At 33.0% G+C, this 22,033-nt stretch carries 15 protein-coding genes; 3 read left to right on the top strand and 12 right to left on the bottom strand.

Features of this window, described 5'->3' with window-relative positions; translation table 11 throughout:
- Positions 1-15: 15 nt before the first annotated feature.
- The 6 genes from galB to ACT3CE_RS06545 form a co-directional block, all read right to left on the bottom strand.
- On the bottom strand, positions 16-2,472 hold the full coding sequence (gene galB / locus ACT3CE_RS06570; RefSeq protein WP_444708966.1) for a beta-galactosidase GalB: 2,457 nt from the start codon (positions 2,470-2,472) through the stop codon (positions 16-18).
- A gap of 44 nt (positions 2,473-2,516) precedes the next feature.
- Entirely contained in the window at positions 2,517-4,037 is a 1,521-nt protein-coding gene (locus tag ACT3CE_RS06565; RefSeq protein WP_444708965.1) for a sulfatase family protein, read from the bottom strand.
- Between the two features lie 148 nt (positions 4,038-4,185).
- Positions 4,186-5,583, bottom strand: coding sequence for a sialate O-acetylesterase (locus ACT3CE_RS06560; protein ID WP_444708964.1), 1,398 nt, complete (start codon positions 5,581-5,583; stop codon positions 4,186-4,188).
- Positions 5,584-5,700: 117 nt separating this feature from the next.
- A complete protein-coding gene (locus ACT3CE_RS06555; protein ID WP_444708963.1) occupies positions 5,701-7,506 on the bottom strand; it encodes an alpha-1,3-galactosidase-related protein in 1,806 nt (601 codons plus the stop codon).
- Positions 7,507-7,663: 157 nt separating this feature from the next.
- A complete protein-coding gene (locus ACT3CE_RS06550) occupies positions 7,664-11,809 on the bottom strand; it encodes a hybrid sensor histidine kinase/response regulator transcription factor (protein ID WP_444708962.1) in 4,146 nt (1,381 codons plus the stop codon).
- A 394-nt stretch (positions 11,810-12,203) separates the two neighbouring features.
- A complete protein-coding gene (locus ACT3CE_RS06545) occupies positions 12,204-12,488 on the bottom strand; it encodes a tetratricopeptide repeat protein (protein ID WP_444708961.1) in 285 nt (94 codons plus the stop codon).
- A gap of 195 nt (positions 12,489-12,683) precedes the next feature.
- Between ACT3CE_RS06545 and ACT3CE_RS06540 the strand changes: the two genes are divergently transcribed.
- Entirely contained in the window at positions 12,684-13,289 is a 606-nt protein-coding gene (locus ACT3CE_RS06540) for a flavin reductase family protein (RefSeq protein WP_444708960.1), read from the top strand.
- Between the two features lie 67 nt (positions 13,290-13,356).
- Here the strand turns inward: ACT3CE_RS06540 and ACT3CE_RS06535 are convergent, their stop codons facing one another.
- The 3 genes from ACT3CE_RS06535 to ACT3CE_RS06525 form a co-directional block, all read right to left on the bottom strand.
- Positions 13,357-13,794, bottom strand: a complete 438-nt coding sequence (locus ACT3CE_RS06535; RefSeq protein WP_444708959.1) for a DUF4293 domain-containing protein — start codon at positions 13,792-13,794, stop codon at positions 13,357-13,359.
- A 139-nt stretch (positions 13,795-13,933) separates the two neighbouring features.
- Positions 13,934-16,369, bottom strand: coding sequence for a DUF5916 domain-containing protein (locus tag ACT3CE_RS06530; RefSeq protein ID WP_444708958.1), 2,436 nt, complete (start codon positions 16,367-16,369; stop codon positions 13,934-13,936).
- A 229-nt stretch (positions 16,370-16,598) separates the two neighbouring features.
- Entirely contained in the window at positions 16,599-17,411 is an 813-nt protein-coding gene (locus ACT3CE_RS06525) for a prohibitin family protein (protein WP_444708957.1), read from the bottom strand.
- A 309-nt stretch (positions 17,412-17,720) separates the two neighbouring features.
- Between ACT3CE_RS06525 and ACT3CE_RS06520 the strand changes: the two genes are divergently transcribed.
- A complete protein-coding gene (locus ACT3CE_RS06520) occupies positions 17,721-18,596 on the top strand; it encodes a nucleoside phosphorylase (RefSeq protein WP_444708956.1) in 876 nt (291 codons plus the stop codon).
- A gap of 87 nt (positions 18,597-18,683) precedes the next feature.
- Complete coding sequence (locus tag ACT3CE_RS06515) at positions 18,684-19,538, top strand: transglutaminase family protein (RefSeq protein ID WP_444708955.1); 855 nt, start codon at positions 18,684-18,686, stop codon at positions 19,536-19,538.
- Between the two features lie 54 nt (positions 19,539-19,592).
- Here the strand turns inward: ACT3CE_RS06515 and rny are convergent, their stop codons facing one another.
- The 3 genes from rny to ACT3CE_RS06500 all read right to left on the bottom strand — a co-directional run bounded on the left by rny (position 19,593) and on the right by ACT3CE_RS06500 (position 21,907).
- Entirely contained in the window at positions 19,593-21,125 is a 1,533-nt protein-coding gene (rny, locus tag ACT3CE_RS06510) for a ribonuclease Y (RefSeq protein ID WP_444708954.1), read from the bottom strand.
- A gap of 185 nt (positions 21,126-21,310) precedes the next feature.
- The gene (locus ACT3CE_RS06505) at positions 21,311-21,601 is read right to left on the bottom strand and encodes a cell division protein ZapA (protein WP_444708953.1); all 291 of its coding nucleotides are present in this window, start codon (positions 21,599-21,601) and stop codon (positions 21,311-21,313) included.
- 9 nt (positions 21,602-21,610) lie between these two features.
- Positions 21,611-21,907 carry a hypothetical protein gene (locus tag ACT3CE_RS06500; RefSeq protein WP_444708952.1) on the bottom strand — a complete coding sequence of 99 codons (297 nt, stop codon included), beginning with the start codon at positions 21,905-21,907 and terminating at the stop codon, positions 21,611-21,613.
- Positions 21,908-22,033 lie beyond the last annotated feature (126 nt).

Below are 22,033 nucleotides of genomic sequence, written 5' to 3'. Positions count from 1 at the left end.
AGTTTCTTAGTTAGTTTATTCTGACTTAATCGTTGTTTCAGCTAATTTCAATCCTTCGGCTTTAGCTGTCAATTTTATCTCCCCACTTTTTCCTTTTACAGATCGAATTACGACCAAGGCCAAGCCATTAAATACTTTTCTTTCGGTAGCCTGAAATGATTCATGATTTGTTGCATCACCATTTCCGACTGCTATAATTTCGCCCGGACCCGTTATTGTATATTTCACGGAGTTGTGCGTTCTTGGCACTACCAAGTTATTTTTGTCACAAACTTTAACCGTAACGAAAGACAAATCAGAACCATCAGCATTAATTTCTGATCGGTCGACTTCCAAATTTAGCTTACTTGCTTTTTTTGTTGTTCGGACTTCATCTTTAGCCCATTTCTTGCCATCCTTGTAAGCAACAACTTTCAATTCTCCTGGTTGATAAACTACATTATTCCATCGAAGGCGATATTCGTATTGTCCTTTCTTTTTACGACCTAATGATTTGCCATTTAGGAACAATTCCGCCTCATCACCAGATGTATAAACGAATACAGGTGTTACCTCTCCTATTCTTTCAGACCAATTCCAATGAGGCAAGATATGCGCCATTGGCAGTTCCGGGCGCCAACGAGCTTGATACAAGTAAAATCTATCTTTTGGAAATCCACATAAATCAACAATCCCAAAATAGGAGCTTCGTGGAGGAATATTTTTACCCAAACGTTTCAATTCTGCTTTCATTCTTGCCTTTTCGGCAGGATCTGTAAAGTTTAACAGATTGGTTTTATCTTTATTGTAAGGAGTTGGTTCTCCTATGTAATCAAATCCTGTCCATACAAATTCGCCAAAAACCCAAGGATTTCTGTCCTGAGCTTCGAACTCAATATCTGGGCGATAGGCCCAATTCGGAGCTGAAAAATCGTAACTACTTACCTGAAAATATCCACCAGAACCTTCTTTTTTATTCTCTGAAACAGGAAAGAAGTATTCTCCCCGACTACTAATTGTAGAAGCAGTTTCACTTCCATAGATTGGCAAATTTGGATCCGCTTTCCTCATCTCTGTATAAAGATGTGGCTTGTAATTCAATCCAAATACATCAGCTGTTTTTTCAAATCCGTTTGTTGTGGCTTCTGGCCTACTGCAACCAAAAGTTGTTGGTCTTGTCGTATCTTCAGATCGAATAATATCGGCAAGCATCACAGCCATTGGCGCATCATTTCCATCTCGCAATTCAATCATTTCATTACCTGTGCTCCACATTACTACACAAGGATGATTTCTATCTCGGCGAACCATTGAACGTAAGTCTTTTTCGTGCCAGGCACCAAACAAACGGGCATAATCGTTATCTACTTTTTTCTTTTGCCAAACATCAAATGCTTCTACCTGAACCAAAATTCCCATGCGATCGCAAAGCTCTAAAAACTCTGGTGCCGGGGGATTATGTGAGGTTCGAATTGCATTTGTCCCAAACTCTTTTAAAATCTCAATCTGGCGTTCCAATGCACGAACATTTACTGCAGTTCCCAAAGGGCCTAAATCGTGATGCTGACATACTCCGTTCATTCGTACTTTTTTCCCATTTAAAAAAAAGCCATCAGCAGTATATTCAATAGTTCTCACACCAAATGTGTTAAGATCTGTATCGATTACTTTGCCATTTTTAAGCAAGCTCGTTTTAAGAATATATAAATTCGGATGCTCTAAATCCCATAACTTAGGATTGCTAAAAGTAATATCGGCATCATCACCGTAAGCAACTTTTGTTTTTGCAATAAGCGTTGACAAATCATTATCTGCATAAATTTCGTGCAGCAATTCCAATTCAGCTTTATTTCCTTTTATTTCGGTACTAATTTTAAGGGTCGCACTCTTTTCTGATACTATAGGTGTTGTTACAAAAACGCCCCAATGATCGATATGAATAGGATTCGTTTTCACTAATCGGACGTTTCGATAAATACCACCTCCAGGATACCATCTTGATGATTCAGCCTTATTGTTTAAGCGAACGGCAATAACATTCTCTTGACCAACTTTTAAATAGGGAGTTAAATCCAATTGAAAAGAAGAATAACCATAAGGCCATTCGCCAACAAATCCACCATTTAACCAAACTTGCGTACCCGACATGGAACCATCAAATTCAATATATACTTTTTTTCCCTGATCGGATTCCTGCGATTTAAAATGCTTACGGTACCAGGCAATTCCTGCCCATGGTAATTTTCCTGTTTGATTGGGTAAGTCAGCGCAAAAAGGCCCTTCAATTCCCCAATCGTGTGGCAGATTTAGTTCACGCCAATTAGAATCATCAAAATCGATATCATCAATATTTTTGACTTCCTCCTTAATACTTCCATCTGGCATTGGCCCAAAACGAGCAAATTTCCAATCGGCATTAAAAGGTACTATATCTCTTGCAACACCAACTGTTACAAGAAAAAATAAAAGCAATAATAAGCTGTATTTTTTCATCCTATTTTTTTTGAAACTAAATTTGAACCAAAAAGATAATTCAATTACTTTTTAAATTGATCGTACTCTGGATTCACCTTTGCATTTTTAAATTGAGGGCGATTTTTCCAAAGGTCATAAGTCGCTTTTAATTGAGCTGGATCTTCTGGATATTGACCTTTGTCATCCGTTTTTTTAATCCACTTATTCAATACTTTTCGATGTTTCTTAAGTATCGATTTATATTTAGCATCCATAGCCAAATTATTCATTTGATTTGGGTCTGATTCAATATCATACAATTCTTCCTCTGGGCGAACACCAAACCAGAACTTTTCTTGATAAGGAGTTAATTTTCCATCGACATAAGCTTGCTTAAGGTTCTTAACAATCGGTTTTAAATCTCGGTAACCTGGTTGTAACATCGTACGCTCTGGCCAAAAGTTTCGAATGTAACGGTATTTGTCCGAACGTACTGTTCTAATTCTGTCAATTGTAAAATCGCAACGATCGCGAGCTCCAAAAATATATTCTGCAGGCTTATAATCTTTTGCAAATAAATCTTGTCCATCCATATAATCAGGCACATCTAATCCGGCCAAACCCATTGTAGTTGCCGTAACATCAAGTAGTGATACCAAATCGTTCACTTTTGTTCCGGCTTTAATCGATGGAGAATTTCCCATAACTACCAAAGGAACCTGCAATCCACCTTCGTAACAAAATTGCTTGTGTCGCAATGATGAAGGACTTCCATGATCTGAGAAAAAGAATACGATGGTATTTTCCAATTCACCATCAGCTTCCAGCTGTTTCAAAATTAATTCGATACGAGCATCAGAACCTCTACCCGCATTGTAATGTTGTGTCCAAGCTTCTCGCTGCGATTTTATATCTGGAAAATATGGAGGAAGAGGCACATCATTAGTAGCTAACTTTTCTCCTTCACGTACATATTTGTAATCTCTTTTACCTCCCATTATTTCTATCTGACCAAACCAAGGCTGGTTTTTATCTGGTCTCGCACTCCAAACATCTTCGGTCCACGACAAATTATGCTCTGCATGATTTCCTTGCCACCCATTCATTCCTGGTTTGTAATCCTTTGCATTACCTACATCGTAAAGCTTGGTTCTATCATAAAAGAAATTGTAATCATCTTTACCACTATTGAAAGTAAAATAGCCAGCCTCTTTCATTAACTCTGGCAATGTTTTCATTCCATCTGGCAAATAAATTCTCAACTCTTCAGGAACCACTTCTCCATCGGTTGTGCGACTTGAACGATGTTCGTGCGTACCCGTTGTGGTTTGCATTTTACCTGTTATAAAAGCAGAACGACAAGCAGAACAAACCGGAGCTACAGCATAAGCCCTATTAAACATCACACCATCTGCTGCCATTTTATCAATAACAGGAGTATGACCTATATTGATCGTGTCTCCATAACAACCCATATTAGGATTTAAGTCTTCTGCAACAATCCAAAGAATATTTGGTTTCTTATTTTGCCCATCAACACAAGCAGACAAAACAAAGCTTTGCGCTACCAATACGATGATGAATTTTAAAACAAATGATTTCATTTTTTTTATTTTATTTCGGTTTCTTCTTCAAAGAAAGATAATTCGAAGCGATGATTCGTCTCCTTGCGTACAAGACATGTCGCTATGAGTTATTAGTATCAATGCAAGGCCTTTACAAATCCTAGACATTAAGGTATTAAATAATTAGCTAAAATTTCTCCGTTCTGAATGAGGATGCAGGTAATCCTGCCGTATTAAACAAACTAGCTTCCACATAACTTTTCCAAGCATAACGAACATTGACAGGAATTTTTACTTCATCGCTCCACACAATTAATTGTCCTTTTTTAATTATGGCTTCAGCCGGATAATAAACTTTATCAGCTCCAGCAATTTCAAAATCTTTTAACTCCTGTCCCATATTACAAACCCCATCGGGTGCAAAGTCGAAATGCAAATAAGCCTTACTTTCTTTTATTTCCATCGATTTGTAAACCGGACCACTACATTGCACTCCTTTAAAACCATATGTTTTAGCTAAAGCCCAATATGCCAGACGATCTCCAACCTCTTTCTTTCTAGGCGGATGAATACAATCTTCTTGTCCAATATCTAGAGTTACAGCCATACCAGTATTAGGAGTGGTTAACATGGTTTCCAATTGAGCTTCTCGCAAAGTAACCCAGTCTTCACCTCCCCAATCCAAGGTTGAAATCTGAACAAAATAGAAAGGAAAATCTCCTTGTCCCCAAATACTTCGCCAACTTTTAATCATGGCAGGAAACAGACGAGAATATTGCTCAGCATTTTTCTTGTTTGCTTCACCCTGATACCAAATGACACCTTTTATTGTAAAAGGAACGATAGGATGAATCATACCATTGTAAAGAACTGTTGGTGATCTCTGATAATAGGAGGCTGTATCTAGCAATTCTTTTTCAAATTCTTTAAAACCTTCTAATATTGTTTCTTTTGGAGTCCAAGCTTGAGCAGGAGTTCCTCCCCAAGAAGTAGAAATTAATCCGATAGGCACATTTAAATTAGCTTGTAATTTTCTGCCATAGAAATAAGCTACTGCACTAAAATCAGCTGCAACTTCTGGTGCTGAATGACTCCATTGACCAACACAAGTATCAACAGGCGAAGAACTAATATTTCGCCCAAGTGTAAACAAACGAAGCTGATCATTATGCGAATTCGATATTGCTTCATTATTTCCATATATCGGCTGCCCTTTAAATCCTCGCAATGGCATTTCCATATTCGATTGTCCAGAACAAATCCATACCTCACCAAGAAGAACATCTTTTATTTCAAGCTTTTGAGAACCTTTTATTTCCAAAGAATAAGGACCACCTGCTTTTATGGTTTTTATTTTCAAACTCCATTTCCCATCAGCATCTGTTATCGCATCAGCTTGTTCTCCCCAATCAGCCGATACTTTTACTTTTTTACCTGGTTTATCTTTACCCCAAATAGCAACTTCAGAATTACGCTGCAAAACCATATGGTCTCCAAAAATTGAAGACAAGCTAGTTTGCGCTTCAAGATATGTAGCAGCAAAAAGCAGAATACAACAAATTAAATATCCTTTTTTAGTCATCATTATCCATCCTCCTTATTTAAAATCAGTCATTACAATAAAAAAAGCTGCAGTCCTCTTTTAAGGAACTACAGCTTACTTGTATCGATTAATTATTCATTCTTGGCACTAGTCAATTTTTTAAAATCCTTTATTCCCTTTTATTTCAAGCGTTTTCTTTGTAACCTCATCAGCCTCAAGAATATTCTTATGATTTCCGAAATAATCATTCTTTGTAATCTTAACATCTTTGCAATTCATTAATTCAAATAATGGAGCATTAGGATGTAATGACTTTTGAGAATTCGTTTTGAAAATTTTATTTCCCTTAACAAGAAGACCTTCTAATCTATCAGCCCATATAATTCTATTGTCGAAATTTTTTATTGTATTATTTTCAAAGCTTATATTTCTATCGTACAATTCATCTTGATTAAATGCCTTTCCAAATCGTGGGGTTACATATAAAATTGCATGTTCTGATCCACTATATGCACAATATTCGAAATAATTATTTCTAATTGTAACATCGTTAACTGCACCCGATTCGAACCAATAATAGAGTTCTCCACGAAATAAAATAGAAGACATCATAGATGAGAGTTTATTGTTCTCAATTACCGTTTTCAATGGCGTTTTTAAAACAATATTTCTAGCTCTATGGTTTCGAATGGTGCATCCTCGCATTGTAAAAGTCGGATTCCATGTTTTATTCTCTAATATATCTCCAACCTGCAGATTTTTTGACAATTTATTTTCAAATATTAAATCTACATATCGATCATTTATGAATTTTACAGTTTTAACTACATTCACATCAGCACGCTGCACCGATGGAGCATGAATAAACCAAATTTCATCGCCTTTAGCAGCAAATTCGAATCCTAATTGCTGCAAATGTTCCAATTTTACACGTAATGAATTATCGTCTAGAATCTTATCCACAACTACATAAGTTCCATGCACATTTGTACCATCATCCAACATATTTTCCAAACGGCAATCTTCCACTAAAATATGCCCTTTACAATTGCAAAAGTGTGTTGCATCGGCAATGATACTAACTACTCTAGTTGAATTTTCGGGCAAGTAAACACCACATTTTTTTAGTGCAATATTCTCTGTCCGTTCACAAAGAAATCCCATTCCTAAGGCATGATGAACAACAATATTTTCAAATAAAATATCTTTAGAAGATTTAACATGAATTGCAGGAGCATATCGATTCTCACCTTTTGCTCCTTTCGAATTTAGGATTGAGCCAACAGGAGGATAATGTTTTAGTTTTTCATGAAAACGTAAAATTCCATTTTCTCTTTTTTCTATCCAACGAGGCGTACTAAACATATCAAATGCACCATGAGCTACTCGTTTTTCTATAGGATCAAAAGCCAAAGTGCTTCCCACCTGAGTATAATTAAATCCATCGATATTAGGAAAGATAAGTCTTCCATTTTTTAGTTTCCAGGAAAAACCTTCGGTAAAGGGTTTAATGTCTCTCCAACCTTCTTCCTTATTTATAGCAATTACTTCTCCTTGAAATGTAAATGGAATATCCCAATCGATACTAAAATTTCGAGCCTCAACATTTGAACATTTTTCGAATAAAAATGGTAAAACCTGGCCGTGGAAAATAAATTCAGCTCCATTTCCCTCAATTTCTATAGACTTAAATCCTTCGAAAGGAAATACAATTTTTTTTAAGCCATTTTCATGATTTGTAACAAAGCAGTATTTTTCAGTTGCATAATCGGGCTTAAACAAATATTTTCCTTTTTCAAAAATCAATTTGATTTCGGTATCATTCACACCTTTAAGAACATCCCTAATTACAGGAGTCATGTCCTTAGCTGAATTCTTTATTTCTATTACTTCTTTGGCATTTCCTATCAACGAACTTCCCAAGCATAAAACTACAAAAGCCAAACTCTTTATTTTTCTAAACATGCTATAATTATTCTTTATTGTTACCATCTAAATAGATACTAAAACAAAGGACATATTTTGAACATCATCTCATGTAGTTTAGAATATATTTGGTGTGCTCTGAAGTAAATAATATAAGCATTCAAACCGTACACTTCTATATATCAACACCTGAGGCCTAATTCTCAGAATCTTTTTTCGAGAACTTTTTCATAGACTCGGAAGCAAATTTACCCGGAGTAATATTATATTTTTCTTTAAAGAGTTTACTAAAATGTGTGCGACTTTTAAAACCTGTCATTAGATACACTTCGTTTACCGACAACTGCTGCTGTACTAAAAATTCTGCCGCTTTTTTTAATCTATACGCTTTTAATAACTCAAAGGGAGTTTGATTTGTTAAGGCTTTTACTTTCTGATAAAAATGTGTTCTATTTAAGAATAATTCTTTAGCAAATTGATTTAAATCCAATTCCTGATTATCTAAATTATCAGCCATTAACTTGTATAATTTCTCTAAGAAAATATTCTCATCACCTTTGGCTTTAGATTTATCCTTTTTAAGAGGAAAATCGATTAAAAATCGCTCTCGCAATTTCTGTCTGTTTCTTAAAAGATATTCTGTTCTTTTTACCAAATGCTGTAAATCGAAAGGTTTTTTAATATAAGAATCGGCACCTTCCTGGATGCCTTTAATTTGATCGTCGATAGAAGTACAAGCGGTTAATAAAATTACTGGAATATGACTAGTTTTAATATCAGTTTTAACATGCCTGCACAAATCCAAACCATTTAACTCGGGCATTAAAATATCACTAATAATTAAATCGGGCCATTCCTCTTCCATAGCATTTAAACACTCTTGACCATTTATGAACGTTTTAACTTTAAAAAATTGTGACAAACTTGAACCAACAAAATTTCTTAATTCGTCGTTATCCTCGGCTAAAAATATCGAGGCATCAGAAAAATCTCCTTCTACATTTATTTCTTGTTCAGTACGATTTTTTATCATGGAATTATTATCCTCTTGCTTTTCTAAACTTAATAATTCTTCTTCTTTTTTCTTTAGATCTTCAGATACCTGTTCGGCAATAATTGGCATTCGAACCGTAATTGTTGTTCCTTCATTCAAAATACTATCTGCACTAATTTCTCCATAATGCATTTCTACTAATCTTTTGGTAAAAGCAAGACCAATTCCTGAACCTCCAATATAAGCAGCGTGTTTGTGTTTTGACTGATAAAATCGCTCAAAAATTTGCGGCAAATCTTCTTTTGTAATTCCCCTACCTGTATCCTGAACTTTCACTATTAAATCACGTTCTTCGCAAGTATACTCCACACTAATTTTATCATTCTCTTTGGTAAATTTACAAGCATTATTAAGTAGATTATTCAAAATTTTTTCCAATTTATCGCGATCGGCAGTTACATAAACATCAGAACATTTTGAAAACACATCTAGTTCCTTTCCTGTATTCTGAGTCATAAATTCAAAGTCCTTAAGTAGTTCCTTAAGAAAAGAATCGAATCCGAAAGTGGAATAATTAATTTTAAGCTGGTTGGCATCCGATCTCTGAAAATCGTGTACCTGATCGACCAATTGTGATATTTTTTTTGATTGACGCTGAATAAGCTGTAATTTCTCACTCACATCTTTATTACCTATAAAACGCGCACTTAGAAGATCGACCGGACCAGATATTAAAGCTATCGGAGTTTTAATTTCGTGTGAAATATTCGAAAAGAATCGAAGTTTAGCAGCATTAACCTCTTTATTTTTATCCTTTTCTAATTTTTCAATCTGTAAACTATAGTTTAGTTTCTGAAATCTAAGCACATACATAATAATCATGTAAACTACTGAAATTAAGATTACTATATACAATGCATAAGCTGGTATTGTTTTCCAAATTGGTGGCTTGATTGTAATTTTTAATTTTCGAGCATCAGTCCATTGATTCAAGGAATTAGATGCAATTACTTGTAATTCATATTCTCCGGGCTGCAATCCACTATAATCAATAAATCGCTGATTTGACGGAACCTCGATCCAATCCTTATCATTAGGTAAAAGTTGATATTTTAAAAAGTGATTATCTACTGCCGAATAATGTAATGATTTTAGTTCAATAGAAAAGACATTTTCATCATAATTAAGCTCTAATTCGTCTAATTCATTTAATCTGCTTTTAAGTAAAACTCTATTACTAAAAGTATCTAAAGGTGAAACTTTTTTATTGAACAAACTAAAATCACCAAATTCAACAAGCGGAAGGTTTTCACTATCAGTAATATCTTTAGGGTTAAAATAACAAAAGCCATCTAAGCCCGAAAAAAATAACAATCCATTTTTCAATCTGCATGAAGCATACCAAAAATCGTCAAAAGGTAAACCATCTTTAGTGCTAAATTTCCTAAAACTATAATCTTTGGTATTAAATCTATTTAAGCCAATATTTGTTGAAATCCATAAATTATTATCATCGTCGTACAAAATGCTTTTAACAACATTATTCGAAAGCCCATCGGCTTCGGAGTATGCAATAAACTCAAGTTTAGAATTATTATTTATGACTTTACAAATTCCACCACCTTCGGTCCCTAGCCATAATTCTTTGTTCGGTAAACGAATAATAGATGTAACAAAATTACTTGATAATGATTTAGAATTTCCTTTCTCTTTTAAGTATTGCTCAACCTTTAAATCATTCAAGTCTGCATCTACACCAATAGGAATTCTATACAACCCATCGTAATCTGCACAGATCCACATATAGTCATAAACCGGATCGGCATAAATGTATCGAACGTTCCACAACCTGTTATTCTTAAAACTAGGATGATTATTAAGTGATTCTATTTTTTTAATATCGCCTGATTCATTCAACTTAATTCGATATACATTTTCATTTGTACCACACCATATATTGCCATATTTATCTTCGGCATAAATACGAGTTAAAAACATATTTTCAGACAAAAGTTTCGATTCAATCTTTTGAATTTTATTTGTTCCATGTTTAACCCAACACAGACCTAAATCTCCAACTTTTCTTAACCAAAAATTATTTTTTGAATCGACATAAGCAGCATTAATACTCACTCTTTCTTTTTCGCTTATTGAGAAAGGTACATGTGTGAATTTTTTCTTCGACACATCATAAAGAGCCACACCTCCATAATTAGCTGATATTAATAACTTATTAGTATCGTAAAGAGATATGTGATTTACCAAATTCGATTTTAAACCCATTTTTAGGTGCATATCTATATTATATGCTTGAAATGGATTTTCTTCTGCTGTTAAACGAAAAATACCTTCATTAAATGTTCCTGCCCAAACACCAAATCGTTCTGAAAATAAAACACAACTTCCTCTTAATAACTTAGAATCGAATTTATATACTTTCTTTTTTACAGGAGTATTCGCTTTCAATTTTTCAAAATTATCAACAAACACAAATCCTTTGCGTAAAGTAGACAAGAACAAATTCCCATTATTATCAACCGACACATTTTTAAACTCATTGTCTTTTAAACAAGTAGAATTCATTTTAAAGGAGTATTCTACATCCTCCTTTTTATAATCAAGAATTATAAGTCCAGAACCAAGAGTAAGAATAAGTGATCCTTCGGCAGCCTTTTCTATTGATGTTGTAGAAGTAATCTGTTTTTCGAATAATCTGGTAAACTTTGCTTTTTTTAAATTAAACAAAAACACACCTGTTTCGGCAGAAAATACGTAATTCTCATCATCCAACATCACTCCATCGTTAAAATCAATATTTTCTCCAAATTCTCGTTCGCTTGGAATATATTGTTTCGAAAAAGTATAATCATCATTAAATATGAGTATTCCTTCCATTCCTGTAGCGCAAACAATAATATTACGATTTTTATTTTCTATAATTCTCCGCACAACTGGGCCGCTTATTCCCTTGTTAGCAATAAAATTAGAGTAAATCTCATCAAATTTTTCTGTTGAATAATTATATATCGTTACTCCTTCGTCGGTACCTACCCAAATATTTCCTTTTTTATCTTCTAGTAAGGATCTTACTCTATTACTAGTTAGTATATTTTTGTTAATTAAATTTTTAAATGTTCTTAATTCATAACCATCGTAACGATTTAGGCCATCGTAAGTACCAAACCATAAATAACCATTCGAATCTTCTATTATTGCAGTTACACCATTATGAGCCAAACCATCTGATATGCTTAACTGCTGAAGAACTTTTAATTGATCCTCAGCTCTCAATGAGCTACTAACTTGTAGTAGAATAATAAAAATTAATATGGAATATCTTTTTAGCATTAAAATCTGATTAAAAAGGTAAAATACGAGAATTAGGGAAATAAAAATTGATTAGTCCACAACAAATTAAATTCTAAAAAATAAAAATAATTTCAAAAACAGTCTTATCCTAATTGATTTAATAATAAACTTGCGACTCAAAACCAACACTATAAATTACACGTTACAAATTTTATAATTTTATAATAAAACGTAACACTTCTAATTTAATTAGCAGAACTTATTTTTACACTTTAGTAATATCAAGCCAATATTAAGTACTAAAAAATGCTTGTGATAAACTAAATTTTCATATTTATAAAATAAAAAAAGAGCAGCCTTTCTCTATTTGGCAACTCTTAGTCTATAAACTGGAAATACTTTCCCCTTCTCTATAAATCGTAAAAAATTAAAATCAAGGATTGTATAAATCTGGATTAAAAAAATTTAAAATCGATTTTATCATTTCAATTTTTACATTTGCTTTTTTATGATCGGGCTCTAAATCGGTAGTTCGCAAATAAGCACTTAAAGCAGCAGGTAATTCTCCCAATTGATGATGTAACTCACCAATTTTAAATTGAGCTTCTACATTTTTATCATCTTGCTTTACTATCTCTTTAAATTTCTCCAATGCCGCTTTTGCGTCTCCGGTTTTCTCCAGCTTTTCAGCATCTGTTAATAATTTATCAATGTTCATATTGTTATCTTGTTGTTTTAAGGATATTGATAGCCTTTTTTATTTTAGCAAATGTAAGTAAAAAGAGTGAATTGCCTCTTACCATTTTTACACACAATAAGTGGATATACTTTAACTGAATATTTTGTAAATTTACCGCATTAACATTATTTTATCAGCAAAAACAGCAAAGATTACATCTCCTAAATAAAAAAAATGGCAAAACAACACTGGAAACCCGGAACCATGGTATATCCAATACCTGCAGTAATGGTTAGCTGCGGCACTACTCCCGAACAATATAATATTATTACTATTGCCTGGACAGGCACAATTTGCAGCGATCCGGCAATGTGCTATATTTCGGTTCGCAAAAATCGTCACTCCTACGATATTATAAAAAAATCGGGCGAATTTGTAATTAATCTTACTACTAAAGATTTGGCTCATGCTACCGATTGGTGTGGAGTAAAATCGGGTAAAGATTTTGATAAATTTTCCGAGATGAATTTAACACCTGGACCTTCGAAGGAAATCTCAGCTCCTATTATAGAGGAATCGCCATTAAGCATTGAATGTAAAGTAAAAAATATAGTAGAACTTGGCTCTCACGACATGTTTATTGCCGAAGTAGTAAACGTGCAAGCCGACGAAAAATTTATTAATCCTAAAACAGGAAAATTCTTATTAAGTAAGGCTCGACCAATAGCCTATTCTCACGGATATTATTTTGAATTAGGAAAATTAGTTGGACAATTTGGACACTCGGTAATGAAAAAGAAAACCCGCGAAATTAAAGGGAAAAAAGGCAAAAAGAGCTAATATAAAAATATCTAAAACAAAAAAACCGGCTCAAAAAGCCGGTTTTTATTGTATATAATCTTTTTAATTATCTAATTCTATCCATTGATCGAATCATAGCTTCATCTTTACCTATGTTTCGCAATGCAAGATAGCTTAGTACAAGAGCAATCAGAGGAAATGCATTTATAACACTATAATCAGTAATGGCCGATAAGGTTTTTGCCTGACTATTAATGCTGTAATAAATCAATCCCATTGCACCCAACATACAAACCATATTAAAAATGGTTAAACGAATTTGTAACATTCTTTTCTTAAATAAAAAGATGCTTACTAAACTTATTAAAGCTATAATAGTTAATAAAACAGCCACCGGATAAGCCATATAAACCGCAGGTATGCCTCTGTATAAAAACTGATAAGATTGTTCTGCTGTGCTTAAATTCGCTAAGGGGAAAAAGAACATTAAAGCAATTAGCACAAAACTTCCCAATAGGTATAAAGATTGAATTCGTTGTATCATATTTTATAATTTTTTACAAATTTAATTTTAAAAATAAAAGCAGCAAATTTTCATTTACTGCTTTTAACCATCATTACTTAACTAACTAATCTCTCTTTTAAATTGCATTTGCAAAATTCCCTCGATAATACAATGCAATTTAAGATGATTTACGTTTTAGCGACATATAATCTATATAATAGATCAGCTTAAGCGACAAACTATTTAACTGAGTTGCATCGAATGTTTTTTCTAAATTATTTATAAATCGATGAGCTACTTTATCATCGCTTCTAAAAATTGAATTTTTCCACACTACAGCCAACTCACTTCCAGGAGCAAATCTCCAGGAGTAAACCATATCAATATTAAAACTATTAAAATTGATATCGTTATTCTCATTATAATCGGAGTTTTTAACTCTACCATTGTTTTGCAAAGTAAAAAAGTTCTCGTATTCGGCTTTGGCCCAATAATGTCTGGCTCTAAAAGTTAAAGAACTCTTGTTATTAAAAATATAATTTGCACTTAATCTATTTTCAACATAGGCTGTATTTCTTTCGCCTATGTATACGGTATTTATATTATTTATTTCTTCGCTACTTACGTACCCCAGTTCATTAATATTTCTTTCCCAGGATAACTCATATTCCATCATAAATTTATCACTAAAACGATAGCGAGGTTCAATCTCAAAAGAAAATGTTTTTAAATTATCTGTTGAAAAACGTTTGCCATAATTAGCGTCAATATCAATTGCAAATGCTTTTCGATAGTCCGACGAATACCATAGGCCAACAAAAGCTGAAGAACCTTTTCTTAATTTCATACCATCTACACGCGGCTCATTATAATCGTAATTATGAAGAGGTCTTATATTACCATAAATTCCAAGTGCTGTATGATCCCTAAATATTACTCTTGAATTATAATAAATACTAAAGCGAGAATATCGTGTTGAAGAATATCTGGCTTCGTGATGAAAATTAAGGTTAGTATGTCTTTCTAAAATGACTCCTTTAGGCTTGTAAACATTATAACTTAAATCCAAATTATTCAATATCTCGTTATTACTATTCAAAAATCCCATGTCGTTAGGATTGTACTTATCTGAAATTATACTATGGTAAAACTCCCAGGTAAACTGACCATTTATTTTTCCAACTTCGATTTCATGAAAGTGCCCTATTTCATCGGCTACTCCCTTTTGGTAGCGTTGCGAAACAATCCCTTTCCCTTCAATTTTATGAGTCCTTTTTGCATTTTTTAATGTAAATTCTGTTCCTGTAACATTAGCAATATAATCGGTTTCGGGGACGTATAAATTAGTATTAAATAAACTCACATACGATTCGTTTTTCATGCTTTGATCGAACACCAACATATTATAATTGGTAAATGGCTGAGTTTTTAATTTTCGTGTTTCTCCGGTTATATTGTCCCTTATGGTAGCATAAGTATTTCTGGTCATGCCATTAAGAATACCAATTCCTAATCCTTTCGTATTTCTTCCTGATATTTTAGTGGCATTAATTATTTTTGACTCGATGGGATTCTCCACTATTTCTTCATTATCTTTTAAGTTATCCTCTACATCGTGCATACCCATAGGTCTGCCACCAATCCTTCTCGAATAAAATATTTCACCCCTATTAAATAGCTCTGTTGCTTCAGTAAAGAACTGTCTCTTTTCATCAAATTTTGTTTCGTAAGGAGATAAATTTAATATCTCATCATCCGATTGTACCTGTCCAAAATCTGGAATCAACATCATATCAAGAGTATAGCTCTCATTAATTCCATATTTTAAATCCATTCCTCCGCGGTAATTTTTTTCCCAGGAAGCATGTTCTGATGACTTATCGAAATAAGTTGAAAAATAAGGTGTAAATGATAAACGAACAGGAGGATTTACATTTTTAATTCCTTTTAGTACCCCACTCTGATTCACCCAACCATCTTCTTCTTTATCAATAAAATTCCATGTAATTTTCTCTCTTACTTTTTGAATGTTTCGAATAATATTAATTCCCCAAACTTGCACATCCTGAGCAGGAAATCGCAATGCAGAATATGGTATTTCAATCTCAGCACACCAACCTGCATCATTAATATCGGTTCCACTTCTCCAGACAGCATCCCAGCTAGAATCTTCGTTACTGTTCACCACTTTGGCATCCCATTGTATTCCTGCAGGTGTAACAATAAATTCGAAAGCATCAAGACCTTTATTAAAAGGATCGATTAATACCGAAACATAATCAGTATTATTCAATTCATCTCTTTTGCTTAATTCATTATAAATGCCTTTAGAATCGGAATCATACATCATAATTCCTATTATTAAAGCATTATCTGTATAAATAAATCTAGCTTCTGTTTTATAATTAGAGGGAGTTCCATTATGAGGTTCAAACTGCACAAAATCGGTAGCCAAAGGAATATCTTTCCAAACCGAATCATCTAATTTTCCATCGATAATGGGTTTTTTAATTACGCGAACAGCTTTAATGTCTTTCTTTACAATATTTACACTTTGCACAGGCAAAGCAAATAGATTTAATATCAGAACAAATAATAAGGGAATTCTATTCATGGTACTAAAACTTGGTTTTAATGGTGATTAGCATAAATTAATTTGGTTGATATTTTTAAATAACACACCATGTGCCAATACATCTTAACTCCTGATTTCATGATATTTAAACTATAACACAAATAAATATAACTGAACGATATTGATACTCACCTGTACGCTAACGAACAATTCAAAAAAAAAGCTGCTCGAAATATCAAGCAGCTATAAAATAATAGAATTGAATTTTTTAATTATTTCCAAGAATTAAGGGTAAACCGCTTTTACCAGCTCCAACAACAACAACTTTTGAATTTGGTGATTTCGACAATTCAATTGTTGCCTCAATACCTCTCATTTTTAAAAGCTCGTCTGTTAAACTACTGTTAATAATTTTATTAGCTCTAGCCTCACCTTCAGCAGCAATTCTTTTTCTTTCTGCCTCACTCTTTTCTTTCTCTAACTTAAATTGATAAGATAAAGCCTCTTGCTCTTGTTGCAATTTACTCTCAATTGCAATTTTAATCTTTTCTGGCAGATTAATAGAACGAATTAATAGGGCCTTCATTTGTATATTATTACGTTTTAAGACTAGTGAAGTCTCAGTAATAATAGCATCTTCCACTTCTTTTCTTTTGGTAGAATAAATTTCTTCTGCAGTATATCGTCCGGCTACCTGTCGAACCGACGAACGAACCTCAGGAACTACTAACTGATTAATATAATCTTTACCAAAAATCTCGTGCAAGAATCCGATTTTACTATAAATAGGATTAAAACGAACAGAAACATCAATATTTACCGATAGTCCATTTTTATCAAGTACATCCATCGTTTCTTCGCTTTTTTGCTCGCGAACATCGTAAGTATGCATAACATTCCAGGGAGCTATTATATGAAAGCCTGGCATAAATACATTTTCTTTATCCAAACCGCCCGAAAATTTCCTAAAAATAACCCCCCGTTCTCCTGGTTGTAAAGTAAGAAACATGCTCGAACCAGATAAAATTAATATTACCGCAAAAACGGCTAGTACAATTAAAAAATAAGGTTGCTTTTTCATGATTTTATATTTAATTATTTTAACTTAAAATGCAAATTTTACTTAAATATAGGGAATAATATTAAAAAGGGCAGTTTTAATACTTTGTTAATTTAATTCTTATTAGAAAGCAAAATTTGAACAATTTGCTTAGCAATACATTAAAGCCATTTTATAGTAATAAAATCACTATACAAAATATTTTATACAATTTATACACAACATTAAATTAGCATATTTAACTAGGATTTTTAAATTAACAATTAAAATTAATTTGAAGATTAAAAAATTTTCCATAGATTCGGCTCCTTGCTAAAAATTATAATTAATATGGAACAAATAAAATCCTCAGAATTAATCATTAATTCGGATGGAAGTGTTTTTCACTTGCATTTAAAACCAGAACACTTAGCTGAAACAGTTATTTTAGTTGGTGATCCTGGGAGAGTTGAACTAGTAGCTAGTTATTTTGATAATATTGAATGTACAATATCTAATAGAGAATTTGTTACCACCACAGGTACTTATAATGGAAAACGTATCTCTGTTTTATCAACAGGTATTGGTACCGATAACATAGATATTGTAGTTAATGAATTAGATGCACTGGTTAATATAGATCTTGAAACCAGAACTCCTAAATCAGAACATAAAAGTTTAAATCTTGTAAGAATAGGTACCTCAGGTGCTTTACAGGGAGATATTCCTGTCGATTCATTTCTTCTATCGAAAAAATCAATTGGTTTTGACGGGATGTTAAATTTCTATGCAGATCGCGATCAAGTTTCAAATTTAGATTTTGAAAAATCGTTTAAAGATTTTGTTAATTGGGATAAAAAACTAGCTTCTCCTTATGTAGTATCTGCATCAAAAAGCTTAATCGAAAAACTTGATGGTGATAATATGATACAAGGTGTTACCATTTCGGCGAATGGATTCTATGGCCCTCAAGGTCGTGTTTTAAGATTACAAACTCTTGATCCAGACTTAAACGACAAGATTGAGAAATTTGATTATAAAGGTGAAAAAATCACCAATTATGAAATGGAAAGTTCGGCTATATTCGGCTTATCTGCAATGTTAGGTCACAATGCCATAGCTATTTGTGCAATTATTGCTAATAGAATAACTAAAGATGCCAGCAAAGACTATAAACCAACAATAAAAAGTCTAATTCAAACTGTACTTGACAGATTGAGTAATTAGGTTTTTGCTTAATATTCAAAGAATTAACCCGCAGGATTGCATTTCCTAGCGGGTTTTCTTATATTTAGTGAAGTAAAACATATAGTTATGAACGAGAATAAACTCACAGCACTATTATCTTTATTAGATGATTCATCTTTTGAAATCTACCAAAGAGTAGAAAAAGAATTATCAAATTTACCTGTATCGGTAATCCCCCAACTAGAAGATTCATGGCTAGAATCGAAGAACACACTCTTTCAGGAACGACTAGAAATTATCATTAACAAGATCAATTTTAATCATGTAAAAAAAGAATTGATAAAATGGGGCAAGTCGGACACCCAAAATCTAATTGAAGGAGCTATTTTAGTTAACAAAAGCTACAATCCGAACCTACTAACCGACCCAATATTTAAATCAATAGAAAAAATAAAACAAGATGTATGGCTTGAACTTAATGATCAGCTCACAGCACTTGAAAAAATTAAAATTCTAAATCATTTTTTCTACAATATATACAACTACCAAGCTTTGTCTCCTAATAATCCTACCAACTGGGATGGCGATATTGGAACTGTCTTATCTCAAAAGCAAGGAAACTATGTAATGATTGCTATTATTTATGCTGCTATTGCTCAAAAACTAAATATTCCGGTTTATGGAATTAATTTACCGGGTAGCATACTACTTTGTTATGTGGAAAATGATATTATAAAATCATCTAAAACAAAAGAAGTTCTTTTTTACATTAATCCTATTGATAAAGGTCATGTTTTTGGTTGCAAAGAATTAGAACATCTTATTCTTGCAAAAAACATCGATAACCGACCAAAATATTACCAACCTACATCAAATACCAGTCTGATTAAAAAACTCGTAAAACACGAAATTAATGTCTATAAAAAATTAAAATTAGACAGCTACCTGCCGAACTTCCGGGAACTATACAAAGCTATTTAAATAAAAAACCCGATTCATTTAGAACCGGGTTTATATATAATTATAAAATTATTCTTATTTCGCGTAATTAATCGCTCTTGTTTCACGTATTACTGTAATCTTAACCTGTCCAGGATAAGTCATTTCATCTTGAATTTTTTGAGCAATATCTAAAGAAAGAGTTTCCGCTTCCTTATCAGAAACTTTATCACTTCCAACAATAACTCTAAGCTCTCTACCAGCCTGAATAGCGTATGTTTTTAATACTCCAGGATGAGAAAGAGCTAGATTTTCAAGATCTTTCAAACGCTTTATGTAAGACTCAACAATTTCACGACGAGCACCAGGGCGAGCACCTGAAATAGCATCACAAGCCTGAATAATTGGCGAAATCATAGATGTCATTTCAATTTCATCGTGGTGAGCACCAATCGCATTACAAATATCAGGTTTCTCTTTAAATTTTTCGGCCAATTTCATACCTAAAATTGCGTGTGGCAATTCTGGCTCATCATCGGGCACCTTACCTATATCATGCAGCAAACCTGCTCTTTTCGCCCGTTTAGCATTCAAGCCTAGCTCGGTTGCCATTATCGCACATAAATTTGCAGTTTCTCGTGAGTGCTGCAGTAAATTTTGTCCATAAGATGAACGATACTTCATTTTACCCACCATACGAATCAATTCGGGATGTAAACCATGAATTCCCAAATCAATTGCAGTACGCTTACCTGTTTCAATAATTTCTTCCTCTATTTGTTTACGAACCTTATTCACCACCTCTTCGATTCTTGCGGGGTGAATACGTCCATCGGTAACCAATTGATGAAGAGCCAAACGAGCAATTTCTCTTCGTACCGGATCAAAACCTGAAAGTACAATCGCTTCTGGCGTATCATCAACAATGATTTCAATTCCCGTTGCAGCCTCTAAAGCACGAATATTTCGTCCCTCACGACCAATAATTCTACCTTTAATTTCATCGGACTCGATATGGAAAATAGTAACTGAATTTTCAATTGCTGTTTCTGTGGCTACTCTTTGTATTGTTTTAACAACTACTTTTTTAGCCTCCATATTAGCAGACATTTTTGCCTCTTCCATGATTTCATTCACATAAGACATAGCCTCGGTCTTGGCCTCTTCTCTCATTGAATCAATCAGCTGATTTTTGGCCTCTTCTCCAGACATTCCCGAAATAGCTTCCAATTGCTCAACCTGCTGTCTCTTTGCTTTCTCTAGCTCTTGCGATTTTTTATCTACAAGATCAATCTGATGATTTAAATTATCTCGAATGGCATCAACCTCTTTCTTTTTACGCTGAAAATCATCCATTCGCTGATTAAGAGTATTCTCTTTCTGCTTAAATTTATTCTCGGCAGCCAACAGCTTATTATTCTTCGAGTTTATTTGCTTTTCGTGCTCGGTCTTAAGTTGTAAAAATTTCTCCTTAGCCTGAAGGATTTTATCTTTTTTGATCACTTCTGCTTCTGTCTGAGCTTCTTTTACAATCATCTCATTTTTTGTTTTTAATGCTTTTTGCAAAACAAAATAAGAAATGATACCTCCGCCAACAAAAGCAATGGATCCTATTATTATTTCAATCATATTACGAATATTAGGTCAATACTAAATTATATATAAAACAACCCGCACCATCACTCAAACTCATAACTATCAACAGCTTATTTTCAAATTTCAATAAATTAAAATCTAAAAAAAAACAAATCAATAATGTACAAGATCAAGAAATAATGCGGGTTATTACTTTACTTATTTAAAGAACGTTTAATTTACTCTTTTTCTAAAAATTCACTTAACTCACGCTCCATCGTTTTCAATTCATTAAAAACAGGTGCAACATCAGCTGTATTTTCCAATTCTAAAACCTTAATTACATATTGTAAAGAAGCCATAGCCAGGAAATCCTGAGTATCTTTATCTTTATATCTTTGTTTGTATTGCATAACTTTCTCGTCAATCATTTTGGCAGCTTTTCTTATCACCTCTTCCTGACTTCTGTCAATATTAAGAGGGTAAGATCTACCAGCTACTCCAACTTTTATCGAAAGTTTATTTTCCATAAACAAAATTTATCTGTTTAAAAGAGCAATACATTTATCAATCTCCCGCACAATTCGGTTAATTTTCAGCTTTGCATAATGCGAATCTTCACTATTCGCAGCTAAAGTTTTTGCAAGCTTTAAAGTATTATAATGATGTTCAAGTTCTTCTTTTTCCCGAGTTAAAGTCTCTAATTGCTCCATAAGCTCTAACTTCTCATGTATTAATGACTCTTTCTCACTTTTGGATTTTTGGTACAAAGAAATAAGCTCGCTAATGCGTTTTTTTAAACTTATTATTATTTCTCTTGATTCCTGATCCATCATTAAAATTTTCTTTTACAAAATTAACATTGCTGAGAAGATTATCAAATATATTGCTTCGTATTTTCTTTAGAAGTAGCGAAAAAAAAGCTTTTTTTTGTAATTTTGACACTCAAATCACAAATAATC

The organism is Marinifilum sp. RC60d5 (genome assembly GCF_052400665.1).
Taxonomy (GTDB): domain Bacteria; phylum Bacteroidota; class Bacteroidia; order Bacteroidales; family Marinifilaceae; genus JBQTGK01.
This window is presented reverse-complemented; position numbering and strand designations above follow the sequence as displayed.

Coding starts and splice junctions, on each gene's coding strand:
- galB (WP_444708966.1), bottom strand. CDS start 2,472: ATGAAAAAATACAGCTTATTATTGCTTTTATTTTTTCTTGTAACAGTT.
- ACT3CE_RS06565 (WP_444708965.1), bottom strand. CDS start 4,037: ATGAAATCATTTGTTTTAAAATTCATCATCGTATTGGTAGCGCAAAGC.
- ACT3CE_RS06560 (WP_444708964.1), bottom strand. CDS start 5,583: ATGATGACTAAAAAAGGATATTTAATTTGTTGTATTCTGCTTTTTGCT.
- ACT3CE_RS06555 (WP_444708963.1), bottom strand. CDS start 7,506: ATGTTTAGAAAAATAAAGAGTTTGGCTTTTGTAGTTTTATGCTTGGGA.
- ACT3CE_RS06550 (WP_444708962.1), bottom strand. CDS start 11,809: ATGCTAAAAAGATATTCCATATTAATTTTTATTATTCTACTACAAGTT.
- ACT3CE_RS06545 (WP_444708961.1), bottom strand. CDS start 12,488: ATGAACATTGATAAATTATTAACAGATGCTGAAAAGCTGGAGAAAACC.
- ACT3CE_RS06540 (WP_444708960.1), top strand. CDS start 12,684: ATGGCAAAACAACACTGGAAACCCGGAACCATGGTATATCCAATACCT.
- ACT3CE_RS06535 (WP_444708959.1), bottom strand. CDS start 13,794: ATGATACAACGAATTCAATCTTTATACCTATTGGGAAGTTTTGTGCTA.
- ACT3CE_RS06530 (WP_444708958.1), bottom strand. CDS start 16,369: ATGAATAGAATTCCCTTATTATTTGTTCTGATATTAAATCTATTTGCT.
- ACT3CE_RS06525 (WP_444708957.1), bottom strand. CDS start 17,411: ATGAAAAAGCAACCTTATTTTTTAATTGTACTAGCCGTTTTTGCGGTA.
- ACT3CE_RS06520 (WP_444708956.1), top strand. CDS start 17,721: ATGGAACAAATAAAATCCTCAGAATTAATCATTAATTCGGATGGAAGT.
- ACT3CE_RS06515 (WP_444708955.1), top strand. CDS start 18,684: ATGAACGAGAATAAACTCACAGCACTATTATCTTTATTAGATGATTCA.
- rny (WP_444708954.1), bottom strand. CDS start 21,125: ATGATTGAAATAATAATAGGATCCATTGCTTTTGTTGGCGGAGGTATC.
- ACT3CE_RS06505 (WP_444708953.1), bottom strand. CDS start 21,601: ATGGAAAATAAACTTTCGATAAAAGTTGGAGTAGCTGGTAGATCTTAC.
- ACT3CE_RS06500 (WP_444708952.1), bottom strand. CDS start 21,907: ATGATGGATCAGGAATCAAGAGAAATAATAATAAGTTTAAAAAAACGC.